The sequence below is a fragment of the Ruegeria sp. CJ6 genome (assembly GCF_056536665.1).
Genome location: NZ_JBQFQB010000010.1, coordinates 26,448 through 39,030 on the forward strand (window position 1 = coordinate 26,448; position 12,583 = coordinate 39,030).

General features: G+C 56.8%; 11 protein-coding genes and 1 pseudogene. 2 read left to right on the forward strand and 10 right to left on the reverse strand.

The features are described 5' to 3' along the window. Positions 1–24: 24 nt before the first annotated feature. Positions 25–1,266 carry an MFS transporter gene (locus tag ACR0BT_RS20290; RefSeq protein WP_480763926.1) on the reverse strand — a complete coding sequence of 414 codons (1,242 nt, stop codon included), beginning with the start codon at positions 1,264–1,266 and terminating at the stop codon, positions 25–27. Positions 1,267–1,371: 105 nt separating this feature from the next. Continuing rightward, entirely contained in the window at positions 1,372–1,773 is a 402-nt protein-coding gene (locus tag ACR0BT_RS20295; protein ID WP_170397803.1) for a DM13 domain-containing protein, read from the reverse strand. 198 nt (positions 1,774–1,971) lie between these two features. Here ACR0BT_RS20295 and hslU point away from each other — a divergent pair, with 198 nt between their 5' ends. Together hslU and ACR0BT_RS20305 are read left to right on the forward strand one after the other, a co-directional pair. Further along, on the forward strand, positions 1,972–3,279 hold the full coding sequence (gene hslU / locus ACR0BT_RS20300; RefSeq protein WP_170407914.1) for an ATP-dependent protease ATPase subunit HslU: 1,308 nt from the start codon (positions 1,972–1,974) through the stop codon (positions 3,277–3,279). A 97-nt stretch (positions 3,280–3,376) separates the two neighbouring features. Continuing rightward, positions 3,377–4,474 (forward strand): alpha/beta fold hydrolase, encoded by a 1,098-nt coding sequence (locus ACR0BT_RS20305; RefSeq protein WP_170566570.1) that lies wholly within the window; start codon positions 3,377–3,379, stop codon positions 4,472–4,474. On the opposite strand, the gene ACR0BT_RS20310 is transcribed toward ACR0BT_RS20305, so the two are convergent. The 8 genes and pseudogenes from ACR0BT_RS20310 to ACR0BT_RS20345 all read right to left on the reverse strand — a co-directional run. Beyond that, a complete protein-coding gene (locus tag ACR0BT_RS20310; protein ID WP_223117325.1) occupies positions 4,475–5,296 on the reverse strand; it encodes an ATP-binding cassette domain-containing protein in 822 nt (273 codons plus the stop codon). It lies immediately after the preceding gene. Then, on the reverse strand, positions 5,293–6,291 hold the full coding sequence (locus ACR0BT_RS20315; protein ID WP_170513428.1) for an ABC transporter ATP-binding protein: 999 nt from the start codon (positions 6,289–6,291) through the stop codon (positions 5,293–5,295). The genes ACR0BT_RS20310 and ACR0BT_RS20315 overlap by 4 nt, the downstream gene beginning before the upstream one ends. Further along, positions 6,288–7,418: an ABC transporter permease gene (locus ACR0BT_RS20320; RefSeq protein ID WP_170397790.1), complete on the reverse strand. Its 1,131-nt coding sequence runs from the start codon at positions 7,416–7,418 to the stop codon at positions 6,288–6,290. The genes ACR0BT_RS20315 and ACR0BT_RS20320 overlap by 4 nt, the downstream gene beginning before the upstream one ends. Before the next feature lie 4 nt (positions 7,419–7,422). Further along, on the reverse strand, positions 7,423–8,427 hold the full coding sequence (locus ACR0BT_RS20325; RefSeq protein ID WP_170397787.1) for an ABC transporter permease: 1,005 nt from the start codon (positions 8,425–8,427) through the stop codon (positions 7,423–7,425). Between the two features lie 61 nt (positions 8,428–8,488). Continuing rightward, positions 8,489–10,528, reverse strand: a complete 2,040-nt coding sequence (locus tag ACR0BT_RS20330) for an ABC transporter substrate-binding protein (RefSeq protein WP_170397784.1) — start codon at positions 10,526–10,528, stop codon at positions 8,489–8,491. 20 nt (positions 10,529–10,548) lie between these two features. After that, complete coding sequence (locus ACR0BT_RS20335) at positions 10,549–11,442, reverse strand: DeoR/GlpR family DNA-binding transcription regulator (protein WP_170594917.1); 894 nt, start codon at positions 11,440–11,442, stop codon at positions 10,549–10,551. Positions 11,443–11,620: 178 nt separating this feature from the next. Then, complete coding sequence (locus ACR0BT_RS20340) at positions 11,621–12,460, reverse strand: EamA family transporter (RefSeq protein ID WP_170636821.1); 840 nt, start codon at positions 12,458–12,460, stop codon at positions 11,621–11,623. Positions 12,461–12,462: 2 nt separating this feature from the next. Continuing rightward, positions 12,463–12,583 (reverse strand): annotated as a pseudogene (locus tag ACR0BT_RS20345) (iron-containing alcohol dehydrogenase); the annotation flags it as partial.

Here is a 12,583-nt window from a genome sequence, read left to right on the forward strand (position 1 = left end):
CCTTTCCGCTCTATCGGCTGCTCTTTACGCCAATAGCGCTTTGATCTCTTTCCCCTTCCACCTCAAATGCATCCCGATCAGGCCCATCAGGGCACTGACAATGACGATATAATACGGCACGCGGATGTCGATGCTCATCAATCCGCCTCCGATCAGGGACATGATACCGCCTGCTAGGCAGAACACGGCTGTGGTCACGCCCATGACCCAGCCCTGATCCGTTTCCGCAACGCTGGACGAGAACAGGCCTAGCAGCGTCGGGTAAGAAACGCCGAAGAAGAAGTAGAAGAAAAAGACCGGAATATAGCTCAGCACCCCGCTGGGGCTGAATGCGAAGGCAAAGCCACAGATCACCATGGTGACCAATGAGGTGTAGATGATCTGGTGCTTGCTGAACCTCTCTTGCGCTGGTTTCACAAGGAAGGTGCTGGAAAAGGCCAGCGCAACGCCAATGACCACCATCGCCATGCTGCCCCCTATTACGCCATAACCCCACGCGCTGGTCAGGAAGTTGTCGACGAATACATAGAAAGTAACGTTGGCGACCATGAACAGGGCATAAACTGGCATGATTTTTAGAACCAGCGGGTGTTCGCGCACAGCTATGAGGCTGTCGGTTATGTCGCGGGGGCGGAAGACGAAGGGTTCGCGCTCGGTTCTGGTATCCTTGAAGAACGCGGTCACAAGAAAGATTGCAATCAGGACCAGTACAAACGCCCCGTAGAAAGGCGTTTTCAATGTCGCCGCGCTGCCCAATAAGGCTGCATCGGACAGAACCGCGCCTATGATCGGTCCCCCGACCAAGCCAAAGCTGACACCGGTCACAATATAACCCATGTTGCGGTCGCGGTCGGCAGCGTCGGTGCTGCCATCGATCATTGCCGCTTGTGCGATGGGCTGATTTCCAGCCGTAAACCCGGTGATCGAACGACCAATGATCAGCAGAAGCAGGCTGTTGAGATAAAGCGCTGCGATGGTCAGGGCGTAGCCGACCAGCGCCCCGGTCAAACAGACCAGAAGAGCATTCTTGCGCCCGATGGAGTCTGAAACTTTCGAGACATAGACCACCCCCAGAAACCAAGACAGGAAGAAGCAGCCGATCACCAGACCATAATAAAAGTGCCTTGTGCCCATGGCCGTGCTTTCCGGCAAGAAGCCAGACTTCGTTTCCATGATCAGGGAGTTGATGATGGGAAACACCAGCCCTTGTCCGATCAGGTCAACAAAGACCACAAACAGCAGGGTGATCTTGGCAATCTTGGTCATGAAAACGCCCCCAGTTCCAATATCTTGGGGCGAGTGTAACAGACAGTTGCCCTGTCACCTAACGGCGTGTCAGAGGCCGGAAAGCCCGACCCCTGAAGGGTGTGATTACTTCAACGAAGCAACTCCCAGCGGGACGCCGGCAACCTCGCACCAAATGTAAACTTCGTTGTAGCCCGAGACATCCATGGTTGGCGGCACGGCATAGGATTGCTTGCCGGTCAGGTGCAGCAGCGCGCCCAGTTTGCTGTCTGGGGCGTATGTGCCGTCCTTACCAAATGCGACACGCGGGTCGGGGCCGTTGTCCAGCGAAAAGTCGTCGCCCAGTTCAACGATGTAACGCTCGCCATCTTTGACCAGTTTTACCGAACCGGTAGTGACGTGGTTCGAGCGGCCTTCAAATGTGCCTTTCTTTTTTGCGCCACCGGCCAGGGCAGCGGTGGTGCCGACCAGAGACAGGGCCGCGCCGGTAGCTGCAGCTTTCACAAAAAGCGAACGACGAGTCATCATGATGAGGTATCTCCCTAATGTCATACGGACGCAGAGTCCGTCGCGAAAGGTTATGCCGCAGACGCTGTGCATCTGGCGATTCACATCACCACGAAATTCCGTGTGCTGCCCGTGAGTTGCCGTGATCTTCTCGTGATCGGCTTGTGTTTTCGCGCCGTATGATTAGGTTCCGCTGCGAAACATACGGATAGAACACATATGACCGACCTGACCCCGCGCGAGATTGTCTCGGAACTGGACCGCTTTATTATCGGGCAGAAAGACGCGAAACGCGCCGTCGCCGTGGCGCTACGCAACCGCTGGCGGCGCAAGCAGTTGCCAGATGACATCCGCGATGAGGTCTATCCAAAAAACATTCTGATGATCGGACCCACCGGCGTTGGCAAGACCGAGATCAGCCGCCGTCTGGCCAAACTGGCCCGCGCACCCTTCATCAAGGTTGAAGCCACCAAATTCACCGAGGTCGGCTATGTCGGTCGGGACGTTGAACAGATCGTGCGTGATCTGGCTGACGCCGCAATCCTGCAAACCCGCGAGTATATGCGCGAGGATGTCAAAGCCCGCGCCCATCAGGCCGCCGAGGATCGCGTGATCGAGGCGATTGCAGGAACCGACGCCCGCGAAGCGACGCGCGAGATGTTCCGCAAGAAGCTGAAAGCGGGCGAGCTGGACGATACCGAAATCGAGTTGGAACTGTCCGATACCACGAACCCGATGCCGATGTTCGATATTCCGGGCCAGCCGGGTGGTCAGATGGGGATGATGAATCTGGGTGATATCTTCGGCAAAGCCTTCGGTGGACGGACCGTCAAGAAACGCATGACTGTCGCTGAAAGCTATGAGGCGTTAATTGGGGAAGAGGCCGACAAGTTGCTGGATGATGAAACCGTCAACCGTGTGGCTTTGGAATCGGTCGAACAGAACGGCATCGTGTTTCTGGATGAGATCGACAAAGTCTGCGCCCGATCCGATGCGCGCGGAGGCGATGTCAGCCGGGAAGGGGTTCAGCGCGACCTGCTGCCTCTGATCGAGGGCACCACTGTCAGCACCAAACATGGCCCTGTGAAAACCGACCATATCCTTTTCATCGCATCCGGTGCGTTTCACATCGCCAAGCCCTCGGACCTGCTGCCAGAACTTCAGGGCCGTTTGCCGATACGCGTGGAGCTGCGCGCCCTGACAGAAGAGGATTTCGTACGCATCCTGACCGAGACCGACAACGCTCTGACCCTGCAGTATACTGCCCTGATGGGCACTGAAGAGGTCACGGTCAGTTTCACCGAAGACGGGATCGCAGCCTTGGCCCGGATTGCGGCGGATGTGAACCAAAGCATCGAGAATATCGGTGCGCGGCGGCTTTACACGGTGATGGAGCGCGTGTTCGAAGAGCTTTCGTTCACCGCACCGGATCAGGCAGGGGCTGAGATCACCGTCGATGCAGGTTTCGTGAACGACAATCTTGGCGAGCTGACAAAATCCACAGACCTCAGCCGTTACGTTTTGTAACAGGTGCCAGCCGGATTTTGCCAATGAGTCGTGCCCTCAGGCTGGACGCGGGGCGGGAATACGGTAGCGTAGCCCTGTAACTTCACAGGGGCAGAGCGTGCTGCGCTATTTCATCATCATTGTGACGCTGTCTGTGCTGACCGCCTGTGCGGATCGGTCTATCACAGAGATCACACCCGAAGCCCTTAGGGTCGGCACCCCCGCCACGGTCTTTGCCGCCACTACCCGTGCGCGCGAGCCGGATGGCAGCTACGGAGCTAACCGTGCCGAGGCACTTCGTTACCTTGAGATGACCGTCTCGATTCCGCCGTCGCACACACCGGGTGAACTCGAGTTCTCATACGCGAACCCGAATCCGAACAAACAGTTTGTCGTGGCGGATGTTACCGAGTTCTCTGGTCCGCAGGATCTGAAGTCCCGTCTGCGTGGCGTGGATGACGTGGTCATCTTTGTTCACGGGTATAACGCCACGCAGACCGAGACCGCATTTCGGGCCGCTCAGCTGAGCCATGATATCGGTATCCCCGGAACCATTCTGATTTATTCCTGGCCCAGTAAGGCGCGCGGCACCGGTTACGCCTATGATCTGGACAGTATGCTGTTTGCCCGAGACGGGCTGGAACAGACCATTAGATTGCTCAAATCAATGGGCGTAAAGCGGGTCGTCCTGATAGCGCATTCGATGGGCAGCGCCCTATCGATGGAGATGATGCGGCAAGCCGAACTGCGCGAGCCGGGGTGGGCAAGCCGCAATCTTGAGGGGGTCATCCTGATCTCACCTGATCTGGATGTGGATCTGTTCCGATCCCAGATGAACAGCATCAAGAGCCCGCCCGACCCGTTTGTGGTGATGGTGTCCCAGAAGGACAAGATTCTGAACCTGTCGGCTCGGCTGCGCGGCACCGCGGACAGTCAGAGGTTGGGTAATATCAGTTCGGTCGACGCGTTGGCCGAATATCCGATCAGCGTGATCGACACGACTGCATTCAACAGCGATGCGGGATCATCTCATTTCGTGGCGGCAACGTCTCCGGCGCTGCTGGCCATTCTCAGTTCAGTCCGCCGAGTCAGCAACACCTTTGGCCCCGACCGGCCTGGCATCGATGTCCTTGTCCCACCCAGCGAGCGCAGCGCAGATGGCGCGACCGAGATTGTGCTGACCGAGACCGGACAGGCGCAGGTTAGCGCGCCCTGATCAGGCACGCATTCGATGATCGGGGTCCAGCGATGGGATCGCATCCAGCAACCGCTTGGTATAGTCTTGCTTGGGTGCGGCAAACAGTTCGCGCGTCGGGGCGCTTTCGACGATCTTGCCGTGATACATCACGACCACAAAATCGCAGGTATGGGCCACAACCGACAGATCGTGGCTGATGAACATGAAGGTCAGGCCCATATCTCGCTGAAGGGATTTCAGCAGGTTCAGGATATCCGCCTGAATCGACACGTCCAGCGCCGCCACGCATTCATCGGCAACTACAAAACGCGGGTTGCAGGCCAGAGCCCGCGCGATAGAAATCCGCTGACGCTGACCGCCCGAAAACGCGTGCGGATAGCGTCGCAGATGTTCAAGGTTCAACCGGCATTTGCCCGCAATCTCGCGAACCCGCGCATCGGTTTCCTCACGCGATGCGGTCAGGCCCATCACATCCAGCGGTTCGGCTATGATATCACGCACGGTCATCCGAGGACTAAGCGCCGCGTAAGGGTCCTGAAAAATCAACTGAGCCCGACGGCGATAGGACTTGAGATCGGTTGCCGACATTTTGGTCAGATCGAACTGCTCTTCACCATCGTCATAGCTTGCGCCACCGCTGGTGATTGGAACCGCATTCAGCAATGCGCGGCCGAGTGTCGTCTTGCCCGAGCCGGACTCGCCGACCACTCCAACAAATGCCCCTTGCGGGATTTCGATCGAGACATTGTCGACCGCCTTTAGCGTGCGCTTGTTAAACAACCCGCCACCAATGGGAAATTCGACTGACAGGTTTTCGGTTTTGATCAATGCGTTTGTCATGGCTGGCCTGGCACGTCTTCGGGGAAAATGGCTGCGAAATGGCCGGGGCTGACCTCGGTCAAGGGTGGGCGTTCCGTTTCATATCGCGATCCGGGTTTGAGTTCCGGGTTGCGTGGATGGAACACGCAGCCTGATGGCCGCTCCAGAGGTGAGGGGATATCGCCGGGGATCGGGGTTAGCGGTGCGTCCAGATCATCGAGTTTGGGTAACGCGTTCAGCAGGCCACGCGTATAGGCATGTGCCGGATGGCGGATCACCTCACGCACAGGTCCGCTTTCCATGATCCGACCCAGATACATCACCGCAACCCGGTCGGCGGTTTGGGCGACGACGCTTAGGTCATGGGTGATGAAGACGATGCCCATGCCAAACTCGGCCACCAGATCCTTCATCAGATCCAAAACCTGAGCCTGAATGGTCACGTCCAGCGCCGTTGTCGGCTCATCCGCGATCAGCAGTTTGGGCTTGGTCGAAAGCGCCATGGCGATCATCGCCCGCTGACGCATCCCGCCCGACAATTCGAAAGCGTATTGGTTGAACCGGGCCGCTGGTTCAAGGATACCCACTCGGTCCAGCATTTCGATCGATAGTTCTTTGGCCTGCTTTTTGCTGAGGTCCGTGTGGATCAGCAACTGTTCAACCATCTGCTTGCCGATGGTGATCGCGGGGGCAAAGCTGGCCATCGGCTCTTGAAAGATCATACTGATCGCCCCGCCGCGCACAATCTCCATGTCCTTGGGCCGCTTCAGCGCCATGATATCAACCGGGCCGCTGTCGAGATGCAGATCGATCCGGCTTTCTGGCGCATAGATCGCGTTGGGTGGATTCAGTTTCATCAGTGATTTTGCCGTCACTGATTTCCCTGATCCACTTTCGCCGACCAGCCCGAGCACCTCGCCTGGGGCGAGTGAAAACGAAACATCCTCAACCGCCGTGATCAACCCTTCATCGGTTTTGAACTGAACGGACAGGTTTTCGACATCGATCAGGCTCATTTGCGGGTCTCCGAATAAGGATCAGCCGCATCGCGCAGGCCATCGCCGACGAACACGAAAGACATCACGAGAACGACAAAGAAGATGACCGGGATGAAATACCATTGGTAATTCAGCAGAACATCCGCCTTGGTCACATTCTGCAACATCACGCCAAGTGAATTGACCGGATCTTTCAGCCCCAGCCCGATAAAGCTGAGCGCGGTTTCGCTGAGGACCATATAGGGGAACGAGATCACCAGATCGACGATGATGTAACTGGTGAAGCTGGGCAGTAGATGACGCCGGATGATGTGGCCCGGTGATGCGCCGCAAAGCTTTGCCGCAAGCACATATTCCTGATTGCGTTCGGTCAGCAGATGGGTGCGCACACGCCGTGCCAAAGTAGGCCAGCCGACCAATCCCAATATGGCTGTGATGACAAAGAACCTTGTCTCGGCCGACCATTCCGGCGGGATAAAGGCCGCAATCGCCATGAACAGAGGTATGGCCGGAACCGTACGGATCGCATCGGTGATCATTTGGATCACACTGTCGACCATTCCACCGTAATATCCTGCCACCCCTCCGATCGCGAGCGCCAGCACGAACGAAATCATCACCCCAAGCGTTCCGACCTGTAGCGACGTCCAAACCGCATGCAGTGTACGGCTGAAGATATCCTTGCCGGCACTGTCGGTTCCGAACAGGTGAACATAGCCCTGATCGACACCAAACAGATGGATGTTACCGGGAATGACTCCAAACAGCTTATATTTGTCGCCCCGAACGAAGAACTGGATATATCGGCGTTCATCCTCGTTCACTTTCTCGACCCAGCGGAAATTGGTCGCCAACGAGCGTTCGCGAGTTACCCCGTGCAGGAACGGGCGGATCGAGCAGCCATTCTTGTCGCAGAATTTTGGAATCTGCGGGGCTCCGTTCAGATAGTCTTTGTCACGCCCTGCGGCGGTCGGATCGTAAGGCGACAGGAACGGAGCAAAGATGCCCGACAGGATCAGGACGACCAGAACTGTGGCCGCAATCATCGCCGCGCGCTGTTTCTTGAATCGGGCCCAGATCAACTGACGCTGCGAGGCGGTGAAATAGGCTTCTTTTGCCTTTTGGTTGTCGATTGTCGCAGTCATCTGGTCACCTGAGGATACTTTTGCGCACGCGCGGATCAATCACCGCAAGCAGAATGTCGGTGAAGAAATTCAACGTTACGATTGATGCCGTCAGCAGAAAGATGATGGCCCCCGCAAGTTGCTGATCATTGGACCGCGCCAACGCTTCAAGCAAAAGCGCACCGGCTTCAGTCAATGTCAGGATCAGCGCCACAATGGGCAGTTCGTTGAAGATCCGGTTCAGGTCAAAGCCAAGGCTGTTGACGATCGGCCCCAGCGCATGACGGGCCGGATAGCGCCATAACAGTCGGCGGCCATAAATGCCCCGCGCGGCAGCAGCGGTGACATACAGCTTCCCGATCTCATCCGACATCAACGCGCGCACGGTCTGCAGCGCAAAGGCTGTGGCCGACCAGCCCAGAATGAAGATCGGCAGCCAGGCGTGTTTCAGCAAATCGAGGAACTTGCCCCAAGACCAAGGCGCTTCTTTATACTCCGGCGAGAACAGCCCGGTCAGTGTCTCGCCGAAATAAACGGTTGAAACCAGCATCACCATCAGGGCCAGCAGGAAGTTCGGCATCGCCAGACCCAGATAGCTGACGATCCGCAGCGAGTTGTTCAATACTGCACTGCGCGAGGCGGCAGAAATGATGCCCACAGGGATTGCAATGGCATAAGCCAGCGTCAAAGCGCCAAGGCAGATCCACAGCGACAGCCAGAACTTGTCGCCCAGCAGCTGTGCAATATTCACCCGCAGGATGCAGCTTTCGCCGAAATCGCCACGAAACGCCCCTGACAACCAAGTGGCCCATCGGGTCAGGAACGGTTGATCCAACCCCAGTCGGGCGCGTTCTGCTGCAACGTCAGCAACGGTGATCGCGGACCCTTGGGTGTTCTTATACGCCAAATAGCGCTCGGCACAGTCACCGGGCACCAGTTCCATCAGTGAAAAAACAATCAGCGATACGATGACCAAAGTGACCAACGCCATAACCGCCCGGGTGGCGGCAAATCTGCAGAATTGCAACATATCTGTCCCCGCGGGATGCGCGAAGGCGGGCGCGGGCGCCCACCTTCTTATCTTCTCAACCTTATTCGCTCAGCCACCACTGGGCGGGGCGGTAAGGATAGGTCCGATAGAACTCGTAAGACTGCGTTTTGAACTCGGTAAAGTTCTGCAGGTTGTTCGAGTGATAGATCGGGGCAGGAGCATTCACGGTACCCAGGAACAGCAGCTCGCCGGTCATGATCTCGACCATCTTCTGCGCGGCGGATACTGACGCATCAGAGCCGGGTGCACTGGACTGATAGGTGTCCAATGCAGCCTTCAGATCCGCGACCCAAGCCGGTGGTTCAACACCGTTTTCACCGTTTGAACTGATGTATTCAGCCCAGAGCATACCTGTGCGTACGTCGAAATAGCCATCAAACGGAGGCACCCAGATCTCGCTGTCCCCGAGGATCGACCCGGCTGGCTGGCTCTTCAGCCAAAGGCCCATATCCAGCGAGTTGGCCGTTTGTGCGGCGCGGAATTCGTCGGATGTCACCTCTTTGATCGCGGTGTTGACGCCAACGTCTTTCCAGTTCTGAGCAATCAGTTCCACCAATTGCGCCGAAGCTGGCTGGGTCGAGAACTGCCAATCCAGAACAAACGGATCACCATTCGGCAAGTCGCGGAAGCCATCACCGTCCTTGTCGACAAGACCTACTTCGTCCAGCAGCGCATTGGCGCGCTCTGCGTCGAATTCGATCTCATGGTTCGACCATTTTTCGTCGATGAAATCGGGACGTGGCGAGAAGCCGATGTACTGTGTCGGTGTTCCCAGACCAAAAGCCACAACCTCGTTTAGCTGGTTGCGATCCATCGCAACAGACATCGCAGTTCTGAACCGGATATCGTTAAAGATCGCGCGCTTGGCCTCGTCTTCTGCGGTCACGTTGAAGGTCAGAACCGGATAGCCGATCGAAGGCTTCACCTCGACCGTGTAGTTACCGTTCTCCTGACCTTCGAGCAGCACCGGAGCGGATGTCAGGTTAACACCCTGCGATTTGTAATCGACCTCGCCATTCAGCAACTTAAGGGTGCGTACTTCTTCGTCCGGAACGTAAGTTTCATCCATTTCCGAAATGTAGGGAAGCTGGTTACCCTGCGTGTCGACCTGGAAGAAATAGGGGTTGGCCACGTAGTGACGACCCTCGGTGCTCTCCTTCACAAGGATATGGCTCTCCAGCGTCGGCATGGTGTCGGTGGGAAGACCCGCCAGTTTGTCACCGGCTGTCAGCATCGGAGATGGCGTATCCATCCAGTCCGAGTTGCCATAATAGGCCTTGATCAGCTCGTACCCGTTTTCATATCCAAGCGCCTGCGCGTTGGCGTCGGCGTTGTCATCCAGCGCCGGGTGGAACTTTTCAAAGAAATGCTTGGGCTGGTAGGGCTGCACATAGGTGAACGAGAATGTCTCGGTCAGGCCAGGCTTGGGCGCGGCAAGGGTAAAGCGGACAGTGGTGTCGTCCAGCGCTTCGACCTTCATGGGCTCACCGCCCGCCAGCGCATAATCCTTCGCTTCGGCGATGACATTGGTGTCCATCATCAGGTTATCGTACCAGAAGACAATATCCGCCGCCGTAAATGGCGCGCCATCCGACCACTTGTGGCCTTCACGCAGATTCACGGTCAGCACGGTGAAGTCATCGTTCCATTCCCAGGATTTCGCCACGTTGGGCACCAAGGTCTGCAGGTCGTCGGAATAGCGGAACAGGTTGACGTGACGCACCGAAAGGAAGTCCGAGGTGCCGCTTTCTGTGGCGTTGGAGAGCGCGTCCAGAACACCGCCATACTGACCTATCGAGTCATAGGGTACGATGACTAACGGGTCAGCTGGCAGACGATCTGCCACGGCCGCAAGATCGCCATTGCCACGGATCATGCCGTTCAGATCCCCAATAGCCGGGTTTTCTGCAAAGCTGAGCGTGCAGTTTGCAGCTGATTGAAACTCGGACAGATCAAACTGCTGAGGATAAGCACCGGCTGCGACGCCCTGCATATCCGCGACGGTTGCAGCAGGACAATTGGCCCAGGCCGCGCCCCCGATTGTGGCAAAGGCCACACCTGACATAAGAAGCTTTTTCATGTTTTCTCCCTAGGTTTTGTTTATTTCGTTTTGCGTTTCCGAGAGCCCGATTTGCCCGCTTTGCTTTCGGAGGTTTCTTTGTTCTTTTTTTGCTTCCGGGGCTCTGTTTCTTCCGGCCCGGATTTGACATCGTTTTGCGATGCAATGTGCACTTGGACCCCAGCTTGCTTGAGAACGGGTGCAAACGCATCGGGTGGGGCGATATCGGTCACCAGATCCGTCACTTTGTCGAACGGGCAAGACACGTTGGCGGCCTTTGCACCGAATTTGGTGTGGTCCGCTGCAACGATCATGCGATGCGTGTTCCCTTGCAGCGCACGGGTCAGATCCGCCTCCAGCGGGTTCGAGGCCAATACGCCTCCGACCAGCGACAGTGCATCCGCGCCGCAGATCACCGCGTCATAGCTGTACTGACACGCCAGTTCTTCAGCGGCACGGCCAAAACTGCCTCGCTCGGAGCGGATTACTTCGCCCCCTGCCAGAACGGCGCGCGTGCCATTGTGATCGGCCAGGGATGCGACAACTGACAAAGAGTTGCTAACGACGGTCAAACCCCGCAGCTCACGTAGTTGCTCGGCCACATGAGTCATGGTCGAGCCAACGGTGATGAACAACACCATCTCGTCCTCAAGCAGCCCGCAGACCCGCTTGGCGATGTTGGTTTTCTCGTCGGCATTATACTCCAACGCGCCCGAAAACATCGGTGTATCCTGCGCCCGAGACAGAAATGTGCCGCCATGCACACGCTCAACCTTGTTCGCGCGCGCCAGTGCCTTGACCAAACGACGCACAGTTTCCTCAGAGACGTCCATGATCTGGGCGATCTGAGTGTTGCGCGCTGACCCCCCCAGCCGCGCAAGGACATCCAGCAGCTCTCGGCCACGATGTGGGATGGTTACGCTATCATCATCCATTTTCAGACTCGGTCACATTTTCGCGCAAAAATCCACAATAAATGTAAATCTTTTGCGACAATTTTGGTTTTTTTGCCTTTTCCGGTCAACATGGCACAGCAAACCTGCAGTTTCATGCGGCGTGACAGGTGGATTTCAGATCTCTCGCAAGAATCATTCAACTCATCCCAGCATGTGTTCATGACGACAATGCGATCAGCGTCACGCCAGCAGCCATCATCACGGCCGCCAGAAGGCGTCGCATGGGATTGCCTTCACCCAGGAACAGAAATCCGATTAGGGCCGCGAAGATCACTGAGGTTTCGCGTAAGGCTGACACGACGCCAAGCGGAGCGAAATTCTTGGCATAAAGCACTAGGCCGTAAGCGGTCATCGACACCATTCCGCCTGCAATCCCGATCACCCAGATGCGCAGAGGCAAATCAAGCACACGCGCGCCTCGCCGTAGCGCGACAAAGCCCACAACAAAGATATGCAGAACCGAATGCCAGGCCCAATAACTCAGGATGTTGCCTGACACCCGCACGCCCAGGCCATCCACAAGCGAGTAGATGGAAATAAAGCAGCCCGTTCCCAATGCGAAAACAAGCGATGCCCTACCGACCCCTTGCCTCAAAACCGACCAGCTGGACAGTTGAATGCCTGTGGCAATCACCGCGATCCCAATCCAGGCCTGCGTCGGCAGATGTTCGCCCGCGAATATCACGGCCCAAAGAGCGACCAGCGCAGGAACCACACCGCGCGCGATCGGGTACACCACACTGAGATCACCATGCCGGTAGGCCTGATTCAGCATGTAGAAATATCCGAAATGAACAACGGTCGAACCTGCCAGATATGGCAGGCTCTCGATATTCGGCAGCGGCAGAACCGCCACCATCAGCGCCCCCGGGATAACGTGTCCCAGCGCAACCAGACCCAGCGTGACTGTTCGGTCAGCGGCCGTTTTTACAACCGTGTTCCAGATCGCATGCAGCAACGCGGCCGCAAGGATTATGAGAACGATTTCAGCGCTCACTGTCAGATCGCCGTATTAAACAGCTCAGTGATGTTTTCTTCGGTCAATTCGATCGGATTCCCTCCGCATGAGGGGTCGATGATTGCGCCCTGGACCAGTTCGGGGATGGCGGCTTTGGTGACG